General features: G+C 72.6%; 18 protein-coding genes. 8 read left to right on the forward strand and 10 right to left on the reverse strand.

What is annotated here, in order from left to right:
• Positions 1–43: 43 nt before the first annotated feature.
• Positions 44–766, reverse strand: coding sequence for a sulfite exporter TauE/SafE family protein (locus GT755_RS02050; protein WP_328794126.1), 723 nt, complete (start codon positions 764–766; stop codon positions 44–46).
• A 26-nt stretch (positions 767–792) separates the two neighbouring features.
• Entirely contained in the window at positions 793–1,269 is a 477-nt protein-coding gene (locus tag GT755_RS02055) for a hypothetical protein (RefSeq protein WP_202609529.1), read from the reverse strand.
• Between the two features lie 311 nt (positions 1,270–1,580).
• Between GT755_RS02055 and GT755_RS02060 the strand changes: the two genes are divergently transcribed.
• The 4 genes from GT755_RS02060 to GT755_RS02075 all read left to right on the forward strand — a co-directional run bounded on the left by GT755_RS02060 (position 1,581) and on the right by GT755_RS02075 (position 5,235).
• Positions 1,581–2,531 (forward strand): FAD-dependent oxidoreductase, encoded by a 951-nt coding sequence (locus GT755_RS02060; RefSeq protein WP_161477968.1) that lies wholly within the window; start codon positions 1,581–1,583, stop codon positions 2,529–2,531.
• A 214-nt stretch (positions 2,532–2,745) separates the two neighbouring features.
• Positions 2,746–3,771, forward strand: coding sequence for a hypothetical protein (locus GT755_RS02065; protein WP_161477969.1), 1,026 nt, complete (start codon positions 2,746–2,748; stop codon positions 3,769–3,771).
• 19 nt (positions 3,772–3,790) lie between these two features.
• Positions 3,791–4,444: a hypothetical protein gene (locus GT755_RS02070; RefSeq protein ID WP_161477970.1), complete on the forward strand. Its 654-nt coding sequence runs from the start codon at positions 3,791–3,793 to the stop codon at positions 4,442–4,444.
• A gap of 11 nt (positions 4,445–4,455) precedes the next feature.
• Entirely contained in the window at positions 4,456–5,235 is a 780-nt protein-coding gene (locus GT755_RS02075; protein WP_328794127.1) for an inositol monophosphatase family protein, read from the forward strand.
• Here the strand turns inward: GT755_RS02075 and GT755_RS02080 are convergent.
• Together GT755_RS02080 and GT755_RS02085 are read right to left on the reverse strand one after the other, a co-directional pair.
• Positions 5,224–5,868, reverse strand: coding sequence for a hypothetical protein (locus GT755_RS02080; RefSeq protein ID WP_161477971.1), 645 nt, complete (start codon positions 5,866–5,868; stop codon positions 5,224–5,226). The two genes, GT755_RS02075 and GT755_RS02080, sit on opposite strands and share 12 nt — an antisense overlap.
• A gap of 14 nt (positions 5,869–5,882) precedes the next feature.
• The gene (locus GT755_RS02085; protein ID WP_161477972.1) at positions 5,883–7,118 is read right to left on the reverse strand and encodes an ArsB/NhaD family transporter; all 1,236 of its coding nucleotides are present in this window, start codon (positions 7,116–7,118) and stop codon (positions 5,883–5,885) included.
• 35 nt (positions 7,119–7,153) lie between these two features.
• Between GT755_RS02085 and GT755_RS02090 the strand changes: the two genes are divergently transcribed.
• Positions 7,154–12,853, forward strand: a complete 5,700-nt coding sequence (locus tag GT755_RS02090; protein ID WP_161477973.1) for a WD40 domain-containing protein — start codon at positions 7,154–7,156, stop codon at positions 12,851–12,853.
• Position 12,854: 1 nt separating this feature from the next.
• Here the strand turns inward: GT755_RS02090 and GT755_RS02095 are convergent, their stop codons facing one another.
• Complete coding sequence (locus tag GT755_RS02095) at positions 12,855–13,154, reverse strand: MTH1187 family thiamine-binding protein (RefSeq protein WP_030453471.1); 300 nt, start codon at positions 13,152–13,154, stop codon at positions 12,855–12,857.
• A 35-nt stretch (positions 13,155–13,189) separates the two neighbouring features.
• Here GT755_RS02095 and GT755_RS02100 point away from each other — a divergent pair, with 35 nt between their 5' ends.
• Positions 13,190–14,623 carry an LLM class flavin-dependent oxidoreductase gene (locus GT755_RS02100; RefSeq protein ID WP_161477974.1) on the forward strand — a complete coding sequence of 478 codons (1,434 nt, stop codon included), beginning with the start codon at positions 13,190–13,192 and terminating at the stop codon, positions 14,621–14,623.
• Between the two features lie 2 nt (positions 14,624–14,625).
• Here the strand turns inward: GT755_RS02100 and GT755_RS02105 are convergent, their stop codons facing one another.
• Positions 14,626–15,324, reverse strand: a complete 699-nt coding sequence (locus GT755_RS02105; protein WP_161477975.1) for a hypothetical protein — start codon at positions 15,322–15,324, stop codon at positions 14,626–14,628.
• Between the two features lie 115 nt (positions 15,325–15,439).
• Here GT755_RS02105 and GT755_RS02110 point away from each other — a divergent pair, with 115 nt between their 5' ends.
• Entirely contained in the window at positions 15,440–15,946 is a 507-nt protein-coding gene (locus tag GT755_RS02110) for a GNAT family N-acetyltransferase (protein ID WP_202609531.1), read from the forward strand.
• On the opposite strand, the gene GT755_RS02115 is transcribed toward GT755_RS02110, so the two are convergent.
• The 3 genes from GT755_RS02115 to GT755_RS02125 all read right to left on the reverse strand — a co-directional run bounded on the left by GT755_RS02115 (position 15,925) and on the right by GT755_RS02125 (position 19,148).
• A complete protein-coding gene (locus tag GT755_RS02115) occupies positions 15,925–17,025 on the reverse strand; it encodes an MFS transporter (protein WP_161478631.1) in 1,101 nt (366 codons plus the stop codon). The genes GT755_RS02110 and GT755_RS02115 overlap by 22 nt on opposite strands.
• Before the next feature lie 216 nt (positions 17,026–17,241).
• Positions 17,242–17,934 carry an SDR family NAD(P)-dependent oxidoreductase gene (locus tag GT755_RS02120; RefSeq protein WP_161477977.1) on the reverse strand — a complete coding sequence of 231 codons (693 nt, stop codon included), beginning with the start codon at positions 17,932–17,934 and terminating at the stop codon, positions 17,242–17,244.
• Entirely contained in the window at positions 17,931–19,148 is a 1,218-nt protein-coding gene (locus tag GT755_RS02125; protein WP_161477978.1) for an acyl-CoA dehydrogenase family protein, read from the reverse strand. The genes GT755_RS02120 and GT755_RS02125 overlap by 4 nt, the downstream gene beginning before the upstream one ends.
• Positions 19,149–19,195: 47 nt before the next feature.
• Between GT755_RS02125 and GT755_RS02130 the strand changes: the two genes are divergently transcribed.
• Positions 19,196–19,813 (forward strand): TetR/AcrR family transcriptional regulator, encoded by a 618-nt coding sequence (locus GT755_RS02130; RefSeq protein ID WP_328794128.1) that lies wholly within the window; start codon positions 19,196–19,198, stop codon positions 19,811–19,813.
• Here GT755_RS02130 and GT755_RS02135 read toward each other — a convergent pair.
• Positions 19,800–20,774, reverse strand: a complete 975-nt coding sequence (locus GT755_RS02135; protein WP_161477979.1) for an acetylxylan esterase — start codon at positions 20,772–20,774, stop codon at positions 19,800–19,802. The two genes, GT755_RS02130 and GT755_RS02135, sit on opposite strands and share 14 nt — an antisense overlap.
• Positions 20,775–20,831 lie beyond the last annotated feature (57 nt).

Below are 20,831 nucleotides of genomic sequence, written 5' to 3' on the forward strand. Positions count from 1 at the left end.
CGGCGGTGCCGGGCGGTGACGAGGACGCCCGGCACCCGCTTCCTCACGTGTACGTGTCGAACGCCAGCTTGACCGCCACGATCAGCCCCGCCACCGCGGTCAGCACCCGCAGCGACCGGCCGGGCAACCGCCGGGCGATCAGCGGCCCGATCCAGCCGCCGACGACCATGCCGGCCGCCAGCGGCACGACCACGTCCCACCGCACCGGCCCGAACAGGGCGAACCCGAGGGCCGCCACGCCGTTGGAGGACATCGCGATCACGTTCTTGACCGCGTTGACGCGGGCCGGGCTCTGGTCGAGGGCCGCCGTCAGGACGGCGAACATGATCACCCCGCCGGCCGCCCCGAAGTAGCCGGTGTAGATCGCGACGGCGTACACGCCCAGATGGAACGCCCACCCGCGCAGCGCCGCGGATCTCGGGGCCCGCAGCAGCACCAGCGACGCGCCCGCGACCAGCACGGGCGCGACCAGTTCGAACGCCCTCGGCGGGGTCAGCAGCAACAGCGCGGCCCCGGTGGCGCCGCCGAGCGCGGTCACCGCGCACAGGCGCAGCACCAGCGGCGCCTGTCCCTTGAGCTCGGGCCGCGACGCCGCGGCCGATCCGACCCCGGTGAACGTGAGCGACACCGTGTTCGTGACGTTGGCGGCCAGCGGCGGCAGCCCGAAGGCGAGCAGGGCCGGGTAGGACACGATCGACGCCAGGGACACGACCGTGCTCACGATCCCCGTCGCCACCCCCACGAGGGCAAGGACGAGGATCTCCACGCACCGAACTCAACCACAAGATCGTTTCAGTACGCGGCCGGGGCGGACGGCACCGCCTTCGGGGTCACCCGGTGGTCGCTGAGGTGCAGGTCGCCGCCGAGATCGGGGCGCAGCTTGTCGAGGGTCTCCCGGGTCCCGAGCACGGTCCAGAGCCGGCCCACGAGATGGGGGTTGTACTCGGGCGCCTGGTCCATCCAGGCGTCCTTGCCCTTCTCGGTGGCGAAGGTGTTGACGAAGAAGTCCCCGGCCTCGGTCGAGCAGGCGCCGGTGCGCAGCTCCTCGGCGTCGACCTGGATCTTCACGTCGCACCCGACCTTGGCGGCGAGCTCCTCGACGGTCGGGGCGGGCCCGGCCTCGACCGGGGCGGCGGCCGCGGCCGGAGCCGGGTCGGACACCTGGTAGGCCCCTTCTCCGGGGGCCGGAGAGCCGCCCGAGCAGGCGGACAGCGACACGACGGCCAGAGCGGCGGCGGCGAGGGCGGCATGGCGCGAAACAGTCAGCACGCCCGGGGATACGCGGCGGGGACGGAGGAGGTTCAATCCGGTGAACCGAAGTGACCCCTGGGGCGTCATGTCTGGCAAGGGAGGCCCGTATGGACGTCCTGGACAACCTCCTCGACGGAGATCTCCGGCTGGAGCTCGTCCTCGTGGAGGCCCTCCATTGGGAAGCCGATCGGCTGGCCGCCCCGGCCGATCGCGAAAGGCACCACTGAAACTGCGGTCCCGCCCCTCGATCAGGTGAGGGGCGGGGCTCGTGCATGCGGGCCCCTTTTGCGGGAAGTTCCGCACCATTCGCTTTGAGGAGGTCGTCGTCGATGGCGCAGCATGCCGATGTCGTCGTGGTGGGGGGAGGCGTCGTCGGTCTCACGACCGCGATCGCCCTGAACGAGGCCGGGCTCCGGGCGGTCGTGTGGACCGCCGAGGTCCCCCGGCTGACCACCTCCGCCGTCGCGGGCGCCCTGCTGGGCGGCCCGGTCATGACCGAGCCCCGCGACGACGCGGTGCGCTGGCAGCAGACGGGTCTGGAGATCTTCGGCGAGCTCGCCACCCACCCGCACACCGGCGTCACCACCGCGCGCGGCCGGCTGGTCACCCGCCTCGACGGCGGCACCCCGCCGTGGGCCCGCGACCTGCCTGGCTTCGCCGAGTGCTCCCCCGAGGAGCTGGCCGGGTTCAAGGCGGGCTTCTGGATCACCAGCCCGATCGCCGACATGCCGTGCTACCTCGACTACCTCGTCGACCGGTTGTGCCGCTCGGGCGGCGACATCGAGGTGTGCACCGTGGCCTCCCTGGAGCAGCCGAGCTCCCACGCGCCGATCGTGGTCAACTGCGCCGGCGTGGCCGGGGGCACGCTGGCCTGCGACGACTCGGTGACCCCGGTACGCGGGCAGCACGTCGTCGTCGAGAACCCCGGCCTGACCGAGTTCTTCTACGAGGGCGGCGCCGACGACGACTGGACGGGCTTCTTCCCGCACGGCGACCGCGTCGTCCTCGGCGGCAACGCCCGCAAGGGCGACTGGAACCTCGAACCCGACGAGACGCAGACGGCCGACATCCTCCGGCGCTGCGCCGAGGTCGAGCCCCGCCTGGCCGACGCCCGCGTGGTCAAGGTGGACGTCGGCCTGCGGCCCGGCCGCCCGTCGATCCGCGTGGAGGAGCAGCAGGTCGAGCAGGGGCGGCTCATCCACAACTACGGGCACGGGGGCGTGGGGGTCAGCATGAGCTGGGGCTGCGCGCTCGACGTGGTGAAAATGGTGTCCGCCTGAAGCGAGCGTTCCGGACGCCCGCCTGTTACCGCAGCCGTCAATTGGCGACCGCACCGGCGCGAGTTTCGGCTTCCCCTCAAGGGCGCAGGTCAACGACCTGAGCCGCCTTTCCGCGTGGAACTCTGTCCGCTCCCGCTATCTGGTGGCGGATTTCCACCGCGCCAGAGACGATATACGCGGGGAAAGCCGGAATGCGGTCCATGGGGATGGGTTCATGTCGGTCGAGCACAACGGGGGCGATCCGCGCAGGCAGTCGTGGGCGGAACGGTTCTCCTGGCTGCGCGACGAGCCCGAGGTCGTCATCGCGTTCCTGGTCGCCGTGGGCGTCGCCGTCTACGGCCTCACGGACAACGTGAACCAGCCGGTCCAGGAGGCCACGCTCGTGGTCCTCGCCCTGATCGCCAGCACGCTGGTCCGCAGCCGGATCCGCACCGGCGCCGTCGAGACCGAACTGCGGAGGGCGCTGACCGACTCCGGTGAGGCGCTGCACCAGGTGCCCGAGCGGCTCGCCGAGGTGACCGAGCTGCTGGAGAGGTCGCGGCAGGCGATCGACCAGATGTCGGTCGTCTCGCTGCTGCCCGGCGCGCAGGTGCGCACCGAGCTCGTGGCGGCGACCCAGCACACCAACACCTGGATCTTCAAGGGCGGCACCGGCACCTTCATCCGCGCCTTCACCCTGCCCGAGTGCGTGGAGAACTCCCGGGCCGCCCGCCGCCAGCTCCAGGTGCAGCTGGAGATCATCGACCCGGAGAACGACACGGCCTGCGCGGTGTACGCCCGGTTCCGCCAGTCGCTCGTCACCGGCCGCGCCGACCCCTGGACGGCCGACCGCGTCCGCAAGGAGGCGTACGCGACCATCCTGGCCGCGAGCTGGTACCGGCGGCACAACGACTTCCTCACCGTCCGGGTCGGGTTGTCGTCGACGATGACGACCTGCCGGTGGGACATGTCGGCCTCGCGCGTCATCGTCACCCGGGAGGATCCCACCGCGCCGGCGCTGGTGGCCTACCAGGGCAAGCTCTATTACTCCTGGTGCGAGACCGAGCTGAACAGCAGCTACGCGCAGTCGAGGAGGCTGCCCGTGGAGAACGTGCTGATGGTTCCGCTGAGCGACGAGCCGACGGTCGAGGAGGTGCGCGAGCTGTTCGAGGTGCTGGGGTTGTCGCTCGACGCCCTCGACGACTCCGAGGTGGCCGACGTGACCCGCCGCGCGCTGCGGCCCGCGGAGCCCTACCGCTGAGACACCACAGAGGGGCGACATGCGCTACTCCGATCTACGGCACGAGATCGACCAGGGCACCGCCGCCTCGACGATTCCGGCGTGGGCCGGATCGGTGCTCCGGGCGGTCGCCGCCGGGGCGGTGCGCATCCCCGCGGTGCGCCATCCGCTCGGGTTCTTCTGCCTGCCCGTCGAACGCGACGGCGACCTGGGCGTCTGCCTGCACGTCTGGTCGCCGCAGCTCACCACCTCGGGCAGCACCACCTCGCTGGTGCACTGCCACAGCTGGGACCTGCTGAGCTTCGTCCTGTACGGCCGGATCTCCAACGTGCTCGGCCGGATCTCCGACGGGGCCGTCCACCGGCTCTTCGAGGTGACCGGCCGCGGCGACGAGGACGCCGTCACGGCCACCGACCGGCTGGTCGACTACCGGCCCGAGCGTCTGGAGCGGTTCGGCGCGGGCGAGAGCTACTCGCTCGCGGCGGGCCTCTTCCACAGCACGGTGATCGAGGGCTCGGGCGAGGCCGCGACGGTCGCGCTCGGGCGGATGATCCGCACGGGCGCCGACCTGTCGCTCGGGCCGCTCGACACGCCCAGCCACACCCAGCGCCGCCACGTGTGCGGCGCGGCCGAGTCGGCCAGGGCCGCCGCGGTCGCGGCCGCCGGCCTGGCCGCCCGGTACGACACCTACTGAAGGGGCGCGCGGTGGACGTCTCGGCGGAACTGGCGGTGGCCGTGGCCGCCGCTGAGGCGGCGGGCGCGCTGCTGCGGCGCGAGCCCGCCTGGATCGGCGCCAAGGGCGCGGACGGCGATCTCAGCACCGACCTGGACCTCCGCTCGGAGGAGCTGATCGTGAGCCGGGTCAGGGCCGCCTACCCCGGCGACCGGATCGTGGCCGAGGAGTCAGGCGGGGAACCGGCTGGGGACGGCGACCGCGTCTGGTTCGTCGACCCGCTCGACGGCACCAACAACCTGGCGATCGGCCTGCCCGTCTACGCCGTGGGCATCGCCTTCTGCGTCGCCGGGCGGCCCGTGGCCGGAGTGGTGCACGACCCGGTCAGCGGCGGCACGTGGTCGGCCGTGCGCGGCGGCGGCGCACGCGGGCCGGGCCTGCCCGCCGCGGTGGCGCCGAGCGGGCGGCCGTTGCTGCTGGCCTGGACGCAGGGGCACGGCCTGGCCGCCGATCCGGTCGCCGGCGCGCTGCGGACCGCCCTGGAGGCGCGGGCCGGCCGCCTGCTGCAACTCTGGGCGCCGCTGGTCGCCTGGATCCTGCTGGCCCGGGGGCGGATCGACGGCCTGGTCGGCTACCGGGCCGAGCTCGTCGACTTCCCGGCGGGCGCGCTGATCGCGGCGGAGGCGGGGGTGGCGATCCACCGGTTCGACGGCGAGCCGTTCGACCTGCGGGTCGACCTGCCGGAGTCGGAGCGCAACTTCGTCGCCTGCCGGGCCGGCCGGTTCGCCCGGATCTGGCCGTCAGGCGGCTGAGCCCAGCCCGACGGCCTCGACGACCTCGACGCAGGTGCCGTGCTCACCCATCACGCACAACGCGAGGGTGCGGTAGACCTCGTCGAACGACCGGGCCGGCGGCAGCAGGTCGGCGGGCACCTGCCGGCCGCGGTCGCGGAACCGGGTCATGGTGATGTGGGGGCGGAACAACCCGCCGATCTCGTCGTAGCCGTGGCGGTCGAGGTTGGCGCGGACCTCCGGGGGCGCGACGAGGCGGTGGTCGGCCAGCACCCGGCCGACCGGGTCGCGTTCGCGCAACCCGGTGCGCAGCGGGCCGAGCCCGGCGACGAGGTCGTCCTGGAGCCGGGTGACGGCGGCGGTCTTCCGGTAGAACAACTCGAACATCCCCTGGTCGTTGGCGGCGAAATGGCCGCCCTCCAGCGGGATTCCAGGGGTTCGCGCCGCGACCCGGCGGAGCGTCTCGCACACCTGGCCGAGGCGGGCCGATTCGAAATTCGCCATGTAAAGCGAGATGTGCGGATAGAGCGCGCCGCTCCGCAGCGTGAATTCGACCGGGGCGAATTCCGCGCACCACGCGCTCAACCGCACCGAACGCTCCTCGACATCGGCGCCGGGTAACAGCACCGCGTCGTAAACCGGAAGACCCGACATGCGGCCACTCTATTTCAGGCGAGCGCCAGCACCCATACGACCGAGGGGAGCAGGAGAATGGCGAGCACCGCGCCGGTCAGCACGAATTTCCCCAGGGGCACCCGGACGCCCCGGCGGCGGCACCATTCGAACCAGAGCAGCGTGGCCAGTGACGCCCACGGCGTGATGACCGAGCCCACATTGGTGCCGACCAGAAGGGCCAGCAACTGGTCGAGATTGGCGGCCGGCACGACCTGTTCGCCCGCGACGTAGGCGGGCAGGTTGTTGACCGTGTTCGACAGGCCGGCGCCGGCCGCGGCCGTGCGCAGCAGCCCGGCGAACCCCTCGCCGGTGCCGACGAGCCAGGTCATCAGGTCGCCCAGGCCGTGGCGCATCAGCGTCGGCACGACCAGGAACAGGCCGGTGACGAACACCAGGAGCTGCCAGGGGATCAGCGAGGGACGCAGCGACCGGCGGTCGCGGACCAGGTAGGCGGCGACGGCGAGCGCGGCGGCGACGATCGCGGCGACCTCGATCTGGAGCCCGGCCAGGATGGCCGCGATGAACAGCAGGCAGGCCGCGCCGGTGCCCCAGAACAGCACCGGGTCCCTGATCGGCTCGGGCGGGGCGGGCTCGTAGCGGTCGGCCCCCCGCACCCCCCGCCGCCAGTAGAACACCCAGAGCAGCGCCATCGTGCCCGCGATCGCGACCGTCTGCGCGAGCCACATGCGGACCGCGAACTCCGGCGCCGACAGGCCCAGCTTGTTCAGCGCCAGCAGGTTGGTCAGGTTGCTCACCGGGAGCAGCAGGCTGGCGGTGTTGGCCAGCCAGACCGTGGTCATCGCCAGGGGCAGCGGCGCGATCTTCGCCCGGGGCGCGAGCGCCAGCATGACGGGGGTGAGCAGGACCGCCGTGGTGTCGAGGTTGAGGAAGATCGTGGTGGCCGAGGCGAACGCGACGCACAACAGGAAGAGCGCCGGATAGGCCCCCCGGCCGAGCAGCGCCAGCCGCGCCGCGATGACGTCGAATACCTGCGCCTCTTTGGTGAGTTCGGCCAGCACGATAACGCTGACCAGAAACAGCATGAGCGGAGCTATTCGCTCGACGCTCGCCCGCGCCTCGGCAATCGGCAGCAGACCCGTCAATACGCAGGCGACCCCGATGAAAAGCAGGCCGATGCGAATCCAGTCGAGTACACTCGGTGCTCGTACGGCCCGTTTCCACAACGGCACGGACGGTGACCCCTTGTCGCCCACGGTAGAAAATATCATGGCTTCATTCCGGCGAGGCGGGTGATACCGGCGTCATGGAGCGGCCGATCGACATTTTCATCAGCTACTCTCCGGCCGACGAACGGTGGGCGTCATGGCTGGGCTGGGAACTCGAGGCAGCAGGATACCGCACCATGCTGCAGGCCTGGGATTTCGTCCCCGGCACCAATTTCGTCGACTTCATGGACCGGGGCGTCCGGGAGGCCGCGGTCGTACTGGCGCTGCTGACCGAGAACTATTTGGGTTCGCGTTACGGGAAACTCGAATGGCAGGCCGCGCTCCGCGCCAATCCGGATAATCCAGAAAACAAACTCGTCACCGTGCGGATCGAGGACTGCCGGGTCGACGGGCTTCTTTCGACCATCACCTGGGTCGACCTCGTCGGGGTGACCACCCCCGACCACGCGCGGGGGCTCGTGCTCACCCGCATCCGCGAGGCGCTGGCCGGGCGGGCCAAGCCCGAGTTACGCCCCGCCTTCCCCACCGGCTCCGAGGCCCGGCCGCCCGCGCCGCTCACCTCGCCCCGGCCGGCCGTGCCGACCGGGCAGCGCCGGGCCCGCCGGGTGCCGGTGGTGCCGCCGGGATATCCGGCCGACTTCGAGCCGCCCGCCCGGCGCGACAGCCTGAGCGTGCTCCACGTGGCGGGCCCCCGGTTCGGCCGGACGATGGGGGCCGAGCCGCCCCTGAGCCCGGCCGGTCTGCAGTCCCACATCTTCGCCGAGCTGACCCGGCTGACCGACGCGGGGGTGCCCCGGCCCGAGCTGATGGTGGTGGCCGGAGACCTCACGGCGGCGGGCAGCCGCAAGCAGATGACCGACGCGCTGACCTTCCTCACCGGGCTGCGCGCGCTGGCCGGGCTCGAACCCCAGCGGGTGGTGCTGGTGCCGGGCGCGCGCGACGTCAACCTGGCCGCCTGCGAGGCCTACTTCAACGACTGCAAGGCCGACGACGAGCGCCCCGAGGCGCCCTACTGGCCGAAGTGGCGCCACTTCGCGTCGTTGTTCCGGGAGTTCTACCAGGGCGTCGACTCGGTGATGTTCGACAGCGCCCAGCCCTGGACGCTCTTCGCGATCCCCGAGATCAAGGTCGTGGTCGCCGGGCTCAACTCCACGATGGCGATCAGCCACCGCACCGAGCACCGGTTCGGGCTGGTCGGCGAGTCGCAGGCCGCGTGGTTCGCCGAGCGGGTCCGCGCCTTCGAGCGGGAGGGCTGGTTGCGCCTCGGCGTGGTGCACCACGGCCTGACGCCGGGTCACCCCGAGTCGCTCACCGACGCGGCCGTCGTCGAGGGGCTGCTCGGCGGCAAGCTCCACACGATCCTCCAGGGCGGCGGCCGTGCCGGCGACCCGTCGGCACTGGGGGCCGGGGCGCTCGTGCTGCCCCCGCTGGAGCCCGGCCGCCAGCAGGTGCTGGAGTTCACGCCCGACGGGCTGGTCGTCCATCGCACCTCCGCGCCCCCCGCCACGATCGAGCGGCGCTGGATCTCGGCCGGCGGGATCTTCCCCGAGCCGGGGGCCGTGCCGGCGCCGCTGGCCGTCGGCGGCCCCGAGCCCGACCGGCAGCCGCCGGCGCGGGCGCAGGGGCCGCGGGGCCAGCTCCTCGACCGGGTCGCCGAGGCCTGCGAGACCCGTTTCGACCACGCCGTCATCCGGACCGTCGACGACGACCCGCCCCACCTGCGGGTGAGCTACCGCGACGGCGGGTTCGTGCGGGAGTTCTGGGTCGGCGTGATCGTCGGCGAGCCGACCGCGGGCGAGGTCGACGAGTTCGTCCGCCATGTCCACGCGGGCCACATGGGGCAGTCGGCCGAGCTGGTCTACCTCGGGCCGACGCCGCCGCGCAGCCTGCGCGAGGACGCCGCCCGGCGGGGCGTGCGGCTGCGCAGCCTGATCGAGTTCCAGGGCCTGGTCGACCTGTCGGGCTACGTCGCGGCCCAGACCCGGCGGCTCGACGCCGACCCGACCTACCCCGCCCGTCTCTACGTCACCCAGGACTACCGCGAGCTCGACCCGACCGGCGGCGAGATCCGCCACGACCTGGCGGGTGAGCTGATCTCCCAGCTCCACGGCGACCAGGGCAGGTTCGTGCTGGTGCTGGGCGACTTCGGCCGCGGCAAGACGTTCGTGCTGCGCCAGGTCGTGCGGCGGATGGCCACCGAGACCCCCCACCTGACGCCGGTCCTGATCGACCTGCGCACCCTCGACAAGGCCCACTCGGTCGAGACGCTGATCGCCGCCCACCTGGCCAACCACGGCGAAGACCAGATCGACCTGAAGGCCGTCCAGTACATGCTGCGGCAGGGCCGGATCGTGTTGTTCTTCGACGGGTTCGACGAACTGGTCACCCGGGTGACCTACGACCGGGCCGCCGACCATCTGGAGACCCTGCTCCAGGCGGCGCAGGACCAGGCGAAGATCGTCGTGGCGAGCCGGACCCAGCACTTCAAGTCCGACGCCCAGGTGTTCACCAAGCTCGGCGAGATGGTCGGCGTCCTGCCGCAGCGGCGGGTCTTCAGCATCGAGGGCTTCTCCAGCGAGCAGATCCTGGCCTACCTGATCAACGCATACGGCGACCGGGCGGCGGCCGAGGAACGGCTGCGGCTGCTGCGCAGCATCCAGGACCTGAGCGGGCTGGCCCGCAACCCCCGCATGCTCACCTTCATCGCCGACCTGGCCGACGACCGGCTGCGCGCGGTCGCGCACGCCCACCGCACGGTCAGCGCCGCCACGCTCTACCAGGAGATCCTCGGTTCCTGGTTGCGCTACGAGCAGCGGCGGCTGGGCGACCAGCGCGGCGCGCAGGCCGGGCTCGACGAGGCCGACCTGTGGCACGCCGTGCGCACCCTGGCGATGCGGTTGTGGGAGACCAACGAGCCCTACCTGCGGCTGGCCGAGCTGGCCGAGGTCGCCGAGACGCTCTCGGGCCTGGCCGACGGGCGCATGTCGGGCGAGCAGGCCACCCACACCGTGGGCACCGCGAGCCTGCTGGTGCGGACCTACGACGGCCTGTTCGGCTTCATCCACGGGTCGGTGGCCGAGTGGCTCGTCGCCCACTTCATCGCCGACGAGTTCGGCCGCGACCGCGCCGACCCGACCGCGCTGAGCCGCCGGGAGTTGTCGCAGCTGACCGTCGACTTCCTGTGCGACCTGGCCGAGGCGCACGACTGCCAGCTCTGGGCCGACCGGGTGCTGGCCGACCCGGAGGCCGGGAACACCGCGCGCAAGAACGCCCTCAAGATCATCACCCGGCTGCGCACCCCCGCCCAGACGAGCCTGCGCGGCGCGCGGCTGCGGGGCGAGGACCTCTCCCACCGCGACCTCCAGGAGGTCGACCTCACCGACGCCGACCTGACCGACGCCCGGCTGGTGGGCACCAACCTGTCGCGGGCGATCCTGCGGGGCACCAAGCTGGCCGGCGCCTGGCTCGACGAGGCCCGGCTGACCGGCGCCGACCTGCGCGGGGCCGACCTGACCCGGGCCCGGCTGGCCCGGACCGACCTGCGCGACGCCGTGGTCTCCGGCAGCCGGTGGACCCGCGCCACGCTGGTCAACGTGGCGGCGGGCGAGCGGGTGCTGCGCGCCCCGGAGCTGCGCGACGCCGCCGTGGTGCCGGGGTCGTCGATCGAGGTGCAGGTCGCTCCCCCGGCGGTGGGCGTGCCCTACGGGTTCGACCCGCTGACGACGCGGTTGCCCAACCCGATCGCGTACAACACCGACGGGCAGATCTTCGCGGTGGGCTGCGACAACGGCGGGGTGATGGTGTTCGAGGCGCCCTCCGGGCGGCCGATCCGCACCCTGTGGGGGCACCGCGACCGGGCCTACGCCCTGGCCTTCGGCGCGCAGGACCTGCTGGCCACCGGGTCGGCCGACGGCGACGTGCGCATCTGGGACACCGCGACCGGGGAGTGCGCCCACGTGCTGCCGGTGCATGCCAAGGGGGTCTGGCCGCTGCTGTTCGACGAGAGCGGCACGCTCCTGGCGGCCGGTTCGCCCGACGGAACGGTGCTGGTGTGGGAGACCGCGACCGGCACGCTGCGCTGCGCGCTGCCGGGGCACACCCCGCCGGTCTACACGGCGGTGTTCGGGCCCGACGGCACCAGCCTGATCACCGGCGACGCCTCGGCCAACGTCCGCGTCTGGGACCTGACCACCGGCGAGTTGCGGGTGGTGCTGTCGGAGGGCACCGGCCCGGTCTACCGGCTGGCGCTCAGCCCCGACGGGTCGCTGCTGGCCGCCGGCGACCACTACGGGCTGATCCGGCTGTTCGAGACGGCGAGCGGGCGGGTCGTGCACGAGCTGCGCGGCCATCCCGGGCGGGTCTACGCCGTCGACTTCCATCCCGAGGGCACCCACCTGGCGACCGGCGACACGATGGGCACGATCCGGGTCTGGAACCTGCGCGCCCCGCTGGTGCCGCGCCAGCTCGCCGGGCACACCGGGGCGGTCTACCAGGTGTCGTACACCCCCGACGGGAAGAACCTCGTCAGCGTCGACAGCAACGGGTCGCTGCGCATGTGGCAGGGCGAGCTGGGGCAGCCGAGACCGGGGCTGGCGGGGCACCGGGGGTCGATCTGGCCGTTCGCGATCCACCCCGACGGCGCCCAGCTCGCCACCACCAGCAACGACGACTCGATCCGGTTGTGGGACCTGGGCACCGGCCAGCTCACCCGCACCCTGCGCGGGCACGGCCGCCGGGTCACCTCGGTGAACTTCAGCCCCGACGGCACGATGCTGGCCAGCAGCGGCAACGACGGGGCGGTCCGCATCTGGGAGCCGCCGACCGGCCGGCTGATCAAGGAGTTCAGCGGGGTCAACGACCAGCTCACCTCGGCGGTGTTCAGCCCCGACGGCGAGCGCATCGCCACCACCACCAACGACGGCGCGGTGCACCTGCGGCAGACCGCGGGCTGGGACTTCGAGCGCGAGCTCGACACCAACACCGAGTCGGTGTGGGCGCAGGCCTTCAGCCCGAACGGCAAGGTGCTGGCCACCGCCAACGACGACGACACACTCCAGCTCTGGTACCGCACCAGCAACACCCACGTCACCCGGCCGGCCCCTCACCAGGGCCGGGTGCGCTCGATCGACTTCAGCCCCGACGGCCGCCTGGTGGCGACGGGCTGTGACGACCGGCTGGTCCGGATCTGGGACGCCGCCACGGGCGAGTGCCTGCGCATCATGCCGGGGCACACCGACCGGGTCTACCGGGTGGTCTTCAACCCGATGGGCACGGCGCTGGCCAGCATCGGCAACGACGGCGTGGCCCGGATCTGGGACCACACCACCGGCCGTGAGCTGCAGGCGCTCGACGCCGGTTCGGGCCGCCTGTGGACGGGCGACTTCAGCACCGACGGCTCGATCCTGGCGACGGCGGGCGACGACCGGCTCATCCGTCTCTGGGACGTCGCCACCGGCCGCCACCTGCACACCCTGTCGGGCCATTCCCGCCGGGTCGTGTCGGTCGCGTTCAGCCCGGCCGGGCCGCTGCTCGCCTCGGCCGGGAACGACGGCATGATCATCCTGTGGGACCTGTCGGGCCCCGAACCGGCCCGCAAGGTCACCCTGCTCGGGCTGCCCGGCGGGTGGGCCGCCTTCGCCCCCGACGGGCGTTACAAGCAGGAGGGCAACGTGCACGGCGAGTTCTGGTTCGCCATCGCCATGTGCCGCTTCGACCCGGGCGAGCTCGACCCCTATCTCGACGACGTGCGGCTCATGGTGCCGCAGGAGGAGTTCTGAGTCAGGCGAGGTGGCGTTCGACCGACGCCACCTTCGCCTCCATCCGCCCGGGTTCGCCGGTCCGGATGTCGGCCTTCAGCACCAGGCTCACCCGGTCGCACCGGGCCTCCACGGCGGCCACCGCCGCCTGGACGACGGCCATCACCTGATCCCAGCTCTCCCCCTCGACGGTGGTGAACATCGCGTCGGTCCGGTTCGGCAGGCCGGAGGCCCGGACCACCCGGACCGCCTCGGCGACGTACTCCCCCACCTCCTCGCCCTTGCCGATGGGGGTGACGCTGAAAGCGACGAGTACGGACATGGCCTGACCTGCTTCCTTTGGTACCGTGGACCAACGTGGGCGATCTTGGGCATGAGCTGTGGTTCGGAGTGGGGCCGGAGCCCCGGACGGACGGCGCCGCGAGGCTGGTCGACGTCGCCGTCCTCGCGGAGGAGGCCGGGCTCGACCTCGTCGCCCTCCAGGATCATCCTTATCAGCCCCGCCATCTCGACGCGCTGACGGCCCTGGGCCAGATCGGCGCCCGCACCCGGCGGATCCGGCTGCTGCCCGACGTGGTGAACCTGCCCCTGCGCCCGCCGCAGGTGCTGGCCAAGGCCGTGGCCAGCCTCGACGTCATGACGGGCGGCCGGGTCGAGCTGGGGCTCGGGGCCGGGTTCTTCTGGGACGCCGTCGCCTCCTACGGCGGCTCCCGGCGCTCCCCGAAAGAGGCGGTGGACGCCGTCGCGGAGGCCCTCGACGTGATCCGGTTGTTGTGGACGCCGGGCGGCCCCGTCTCCTACGACGGCGCGCACTACCGGCTCGACGGCGCCCGGCCGGGGCCGTTCCCGGCTCATCCGATGGGGATCTGGGTGGGGGCCTACCGGCCCCGGCTCCTGGAGGTCACCGGGGCCAAGGCCGACGGGTGGATCCCCTCGAAGGGGTACGTGACCCGCGAGGAGCTGCCCCGCCTCGGCCGGATCGTCGACGAGGCGGCCCGGGGGCGCCCGATCAGGAAGGCGTTCAACGTCAGCGGCAGCTTCGACCCGCACGGCACCGGCTGGTTCGAGGGCCCGCCGGACCTGTGGGCCGAGCAGCTCGCCGAGCTGGTGCTCGACGTGGGGATGAGCGTCTTCGTCCTCGGCACGTCCGACGAGCGCCAGATCAAGGTCTTCGCCGCCGAGGTGGCCCCGAGGGTGCGCGAGCTGGTCGCGGCCGAACGCCGCGCGCCGGCTCCCCCGGTCGCGGCGGTGATCGACGACGCGTCGCGTCCCCGCTCGGCCAAGCGCGACGTCGCCTCGTTGTCGCCGCGCCAGCGGGAGATCGGCAACCGGCTGGTGCTCATCCACGACCACCTCCGGCAGGAGCTCGCCCGCATCGGCGACGCCGTCGAACAGGTCGCGCAGGGGCGGGCCGAGGCGGCGGCGGTCCGGTCGATGATCAACGACCTGACCATGCGGCAGAACTACTGGACGCTGGGCGGCTTCTGCGCCTCCTACTGCCGGGTGCTGACCGCCCACCACTCGATCGAGGACGCCCACATGTTCCCCGGCCTGGTCGCGGCCGAGGCGTCGCTGGCCCCGGTGATCCGGCGGCTGGAGGAGGAGCACGAGGTCATCGCGGAGATCCTCACCGGCCTCGACGCGGACCTGGTGGCGATGGTGACCGACCCGTCGGGCCTCGACGAGGTGCGCCGCCGGGTGGCGACCCTGACCGAGGCGCTGCTGTCGCATCTGGCGTACGAGGAGGAGGAGCTGGTCGAGCCGCTGTCGCGCCTGGAACTCGACGTCTGACCTCAGGCGCCCGCCGCCCACGCCGCCAGCAGCACCAGGGCGGCCACCACCAGGACGACCGCGCTCGCCCGCTGCCACAACGGCCCGAACCCGCGCGAGGGCCGGGCGATCCGGGCGAGCATCTCCTCCCGCATCGCCGGGAGCAGCACCGGCACCAGGCCGGGCAGGTGGCGGCGCACCGCCTCCTCGGCCGTCTTCTCACAGGCGTCGCACGCCCTCAGGTGCCGTTCGACGGCCAGCCGGACCTGGCGCGTGAAGGCCATGCGGTCCCAGCCCGCGACGGGCAGGCAACCGGGGGCCTCGCGGGCCAGCAGGAGGAGCCGCAACCCGCCGGTCAGCGCCCCGCGCAGGTCGCGCAGCAGCATCCCCGCCCGGGGCAGGTCGACGCACCGGGCCTCGGCGACCTCGCGGCCACCGGCGCCGCGCCGGACCACCAGGTCGTAGAGCCGCCGGTCGCGCCCCGGCAGCCCCGCCGCGACCTGGTCGAGGAGGCGGCGGACCTGGTCGTCGGACGGCCCCCGCGACGGCGGGCAGCCCGCGTGTCCCCGCGACGGGCCCCAGGGGGCGTGGTCGTGGTAGGCGGCGATCAGGTGCTCGTGGAGGTCCTGGACGTCCACCTGGCCGCAGCGGCAGGCGGCGATCCCCCGGACCTGCCGGTCGTAGATCGCGGTGAACGCGCGCTCGCGCGGGGATCGGTCCATCCCTGCCAGCGTGCGGCCCCCGGACCGGGGGTTTCCGTTCCTGTACGAATCTTTCCGCCGCCAAGTGGGAGCGAAAGGAGGAAGATTGCGTCATACCCGCATGAAAGGAGTTTCCATGGAGGTCACACTTCGCCCGGTCCGGGCCAAGGATCTCGAGCTCTTCGAGCGGGAGCGCGCCGACCGGGAGGGCACCGGCCCCCACCAGTGGTTCGGGCACCGGCCGCCGCAGCCGTTCCACCGCGAGTTCGCCGAGAACGGGTTCCTCGGGCCCGACTCCGGCCGGATGACCATCGAGGGCGACGGGGTGCCGGTCGGGTGGGTGTCGTGGTGGATGAACTCCTGGGGGCCCGATCTGACCTCGTGGTGCTGGTCGACGGGGATCTGCGTGTTCTCCGGCTACCGCGGCAAGGGCATCGGCACGCAGGCGCAGGCCCAGCTCGCCGCCTACCTGTTCGCCCACACCCGGGCCGAGCGCATCCAGTCGTTCACCGACGCCGAGAACGTGGCCGAGCAGCGGGCGCTGGAGAAGGCCGGGTTCGTCCGCGAAGGGGTGATCCGCCGGGGGCAGTGGCGCGAGGGGGCCTGGCACGACCAGGTGCTCTACTCGGCCCTGCGGCCCTGAAAGGCCCCGATCAGCGTGTACGGCACCGCGAGCACGGCGAACAGCACCCACGGCGGCGCGAACTCCGACCCGAACCCGTAGGAGGCGAAGGTCAGCACCGCCACGACCTCGGTGCCCAGGCCCGACATCGAGGTCACGGTCGCGCGTGACCGGTCCGACAGGCCGTGCTGCAGGCGGGTGTCGGCCGCGGTGATCGCCCACTGGATCACCCCGAACGCGGCGGCGACGAACACGAACCCCCACGGGTGGCGCACCGCCGCCCCCGCGATCAGGAGCAGGCCCCCGGCGCAGGTGACCGGGCCGGTCCACCGCAACCCGCGCCCGGCCAGGAAGCCGCCGGCGGCGAACCCGGCCGAGACGAGCACCATCAGCGGAGGCACCCACGCGTCGCCGACGCCGGTGCCCTGGGCCAGGAGCGGCAGGTACTCGTCGAACGCGCTCAGCCCGGTCACGGCCGAGACCAGCAGCAGCCGCCGCCCGAGCGTCTTCGATCCCCTGACCTCGCGGAAGCCCGCCTTCAGCACGTCGAGGTAGCCGCCGTCGTCCTCGCCGGGCTCCTCCCTCGTTTCCGGGAGGGTGCGGGCGACGAGGGCGGCGGCCACGAGGGTGGCCACGGAGGCGACGCCGACCGCCTGGTAGCCGCCCCAGGCCATGGCGGGGGCGGCTATGCCGCTGGCGATCATCATCGCGGTGGTGCCGACCGCCTCGGCGCGTCCGGTGACGCGAGGGTAGGCGTCGGCGGCGTCGAGGCGGGCGAGTTCCTCGTAGACGAGGGCCTCGGCGGTGCCCGAGCTGATCGCGGTGGCGACTCCCCAGAGCACGAAGCCGGCCACGAACGACCAGTAGCCCGGGACGAGGGTCCACAGGCCGAAACCCGTGGCGGTGAGCAGCGGCGAGGCCACCAGCAGGCGGCGGCGCGAGAACGTGTCGGCCCACGCGCCGGAGGGGATCTCCAGCAGGAAGGAGGTCAGCGACCAGATGACGAAGAGCGTGGAGATCTGGCCCGCTGAGAGCCCGTGGTCGGCGAACAGGAGCGCGTAGACGGGGTAGAGGAGGACGAACTCCTCGAAGAACGCCAGGGCGTAGAGACGCCGGGCGAATCGGGACGCAGGTGTGGATCAATGTCGCCAGGTCATGTCCCCGACCATAACGGGTCAGGGCGAACGGCCGCACGCGGGTTTCCGCCGACGGCGGCCGTCGCGGTGCGGGACCCGAGCGGCCGGTTGGCGCCGGGTGCGGTGGGGGCTCCGGGCGGTGGGCGGTGCCGGGGTGGGCGGAGCCGTAACGGAAAGTGCTTATCGGGGGCCGGGTGCGCGGCGGAAGGTGAAGGGTTCGCTCTCCCGGCCGGGGACGACGAACCAGCACTCTCCGGTGCCCTCGCTCGCGACGACCTTCTCGAAGGCGTCGACGACCTGGTCGACCTCCATGATGGGGAAGCCCTCGGCTTCGAGGAGGACGCGGGCGTCGCCCAGGATCGCGGTGTCGGCGAACGACGGGCACAGGGCCTGGACCTTGATGCCGTCGGGGGCCAGGGTCACGCCCAGGGAGCGGACCAGTCCGACGACGGCGTGTTTGTTGGCCGCGTAGATCGGGTCGAGCGGGATGCCGACGATGCCGGCCATGGACGCGGTCGCGACGATGACGCCGCCTCCCGAGGCCCTCAGCGCGGGGATCGCGGCGTGCGCGCCGAAGACGACGCCGTCGAGGTTGACGCCCATCGCGCGGCGGTAGAGGGCCGGGTCGAAGTCGTCGCCCACGCCGCAGCCCGAGGCCACGCCGGCGTTCAGGAAGGCCAGGTCGAGGCGGCCGTGCTCCGTCATCACGAAGTCGACGGCCCGCAGGTTGTCCTCCAGGACGGAGACGTCGCACCGCACGTCGGCCGGTTCGGCGACGTCGGCGACCACGACCTTCACGCCGGACGCGCGGAGGCGGCGGGCGACCCCGGCGCCGATGCCGCTGCTGCCTCCGGTCACCAGTGCTACTTTCACAGCGGCAGTCCTCCGGTCGCGGCCCGCGTCGAGCCGGTGTCACGATAGGCGGCGATGGTGCGTTCGGCGATGCGCATCTGGTGGATCTCGTCGGCGCCGTCGGCGAAACGCGCCCAGCGGGCGTGCTGGAACATGCTCGCCAGCGGGGTGTCGGTCGAGTAGCCGAGCGCGCCGTGGACCTGGATCGCCCGGTCGACGATGCGGTTCAGCGAGTTCGCCACGAAGTGTTTGGCCATGGAGACCTCGGTGCGGAAGTCGTCCCCCTTGTCGATCTTCGAGGCGGCGTGCAGCACCATGAGCTTGCACTGGTAGAGCTCCATCGCCGAGTCGGCGATCAGCCACTGCACACCCTGCTTGTCGGCCAGCAGCGACCCGTGGCTGTAGCGGTTGAGCGCCCGGTCGACCATCATGTCGAGCGCGGTCTCGGCCTGGGAGATCCACCGCATGCAGTGGGCCAGCCGCGCCGGTCCGAGACGGTACTGCCCCAGGCGGTGGCCGTTGCCCCGGCCGCCGAGGATCTGACCGCCGGGCAGCCGCAGGTCCTCGATGAGGATCTCGCTGTGCCCGGTCGAGCCGTGCATCGTCTCGACCTCGCGCACGTCGGTCCAGCCCGGCGAGGGGATGTCGACCAGGAACGCCGTGGTGGCCCCTCGTTGCCCTTCCGGCACGTCGGGTTCGGTGCGCGCGATGAGGATCGCGAAGTTCGCGCGGCGGGCGTTGGAGATGAACCACTTGTGGCCGTTGACGACCCATTCGTCGCCGTCCTGTACGGCCGTCGTCCGGATCAGCGTGGGATCCGACCCGGCCACCTCGGGCTCGGTCATCGCGAAGCACGACATGGCCCGCCCCTCCAGCAGGGGCCGCAGGTACTTCTCCTTCTGCTCCTCGGTGGCCCAGTGGTGCAGCGTGTGCATGTTGCCCTCGTCGGGCGCCTGGCAGTTGAGCACCCACGGCCCGAGCCGCGTCTTGGCCGCCTCCGACTGCACCATCGCGAGCGCGACGTGCCCCAGCCCCATGCCGCCGACCTCGACGGGCATGTGCGGCAACCACAACCCCTCGGCCTTGGCCCTCTCGCGCAGGCCGAAGATCGTGCGCAGGTAGTCGTCGCGCGGCATGCCCTCGGTCGTCGCCGGGACGATGACGTCCTGGACGAACGCGCGGACCCGGCGGCGGATCTCCTCGTGCTCGGGAGCGAGCGTGAAGTCGATGGCCATGGGCCGTATATTAATGCGATCGCCTTAATCCGCCCAGGGGGTGCATCGTGGACGGCCGCCTGCGGCTGGTGCTGGCCGCCGAGGAACTGTTCGCCGACCGGGGCATCGACGCCGTGTCGCTCCGGGAGATCAACGCCGCCGCCGGGCAGCGCAACTCCTCGGCGCTCCAGTATCACTTCGGCGACCGGGAGGGCCTGCTCAGGGCCGTCATGGCCCGGCACCACCCGTCGGTGGAGGCCGCCCGGCACACGCTGCTCGACGCCTTCGACGCCGACCCGCCCGCCGAGCCGCTGCGGCCCCTGGCCGGGGCGTTCGTGCGCCCGCTCGCCGCCCACCTGGCCGAGCCCGGCGGGCGGCGTTATCTGCGGCTGCTCGACCAGGTGGTCCGCCGGGCCTCACCCGGCGCGCTGCGGGCCTCGACTCAGGAGCCGACCAGCGTCAACCGGTGGCGGGAGACGGTCGGGCCGCTGCTGCCGGAGATCGCCGTGACGCGGCTGCACCGGCGGTTCACGGCGATCCGGGTGACGTACACGGAACTGGCCCGCCGGGCGGAGAGCGGCGAGGGCCGCGACGAGCGGCTCTTCACCAGTCACCTGGTGGACGTCGTCGCGGCCGTGCTCGCCACCCCGGTGTCGGCCGAGACCGCCGCGCTCATGAACCCGTGACCCACGTCTTCAGCCAGGCCAGCTGCACCGGCAGGTGGGCGTCGGCGCCGCCCTCGTGGTCGTTGAAGGCGTACTCCTCCATGTGCTTGGCCGCCCCGGCGTAGGCGTTGTAGGCGGCGTAGACGGTGGAGGGCAGGCAGACCTCGTCCATGAGCCCGACCGAGAACAGCGCCGGGGCGGCGGCGCGCTTGGCGAAGTTGACGCCGTCGAAGTAGGACAGGGTGCGCTCGACCCGCTCGACCTCGGTGCGGCGGATCTTCAGGTAGCGGGCGATCTCGGTGTACGGGTCCTTGCCCGTCACCCGGATCGAGCGGGGGAAGTCCGACAGGAACGGCACGTCGGGCATGGCCGCCGCCACGTCGGGGAGCAGCGCCGACACGGCCAGGGTGATGCCGCCGCCCTGGCTGCCGCCCGTGATCGCGACCTTGGCCGGGTCGACGAGCGGATGTTGCCGGACGGTCTCCACGGCCCGCACCGCGTCGCTGAACACGCGGCGGTAGTAGTAGGTCGCCGGGTCGCCGATGCCCCGGGTCATGTAGCCCGGATGCGCCGGGGCCGAGCCCTCGGGGTCGGGGGTGTCGCCGAGGGACCATCCGCTGCCCTGGCCCCGGGTGTCCATGACGAGCAGGGCGTATCCGGCGCTCGGCCAGTAGAGCCACTGGTGCGGCAGCCCCCGGCCGCCGCCGTAACCCTGGTACTGCACCACGCACGGCAGCGGCCCCTCGGCGCCGGCCGGGACGAGGAACCAGCCCCGCACCGGCTGCCCGCCCCACCCCTGGAACGCCACGTCGAAGACCTCGACCGTGGTCAGGCCCGTGGCGACCGGCGAGAAGACGGGGGCGAGCTCGTGGGAGCGGGTCTCGGACAGGGTCGCGGCCCAGAAGTCGTCGAAGTCGTCGGGCTCGGCGACGGCGGAGACGTAGGTGCGCAGTTCGGGCAGCGGCAGATCGAAGTACGGCATGAGCCCATCATCTGGGGTTTCGTCCCCGATTGGCGATCGATCTCGCCATTTGGGCGG

This window comes from Herbidospora solisilvae (assembly GCF_009901565.1).
In the GTDB taxonomy this organism is placed as follows: domain Bacteria; phylum Actinomycetota; class Actinomycetes; order Streptosporangiales; family Streptosporangiaceae; genus Herbidospora; species Herbidospora solisilvae.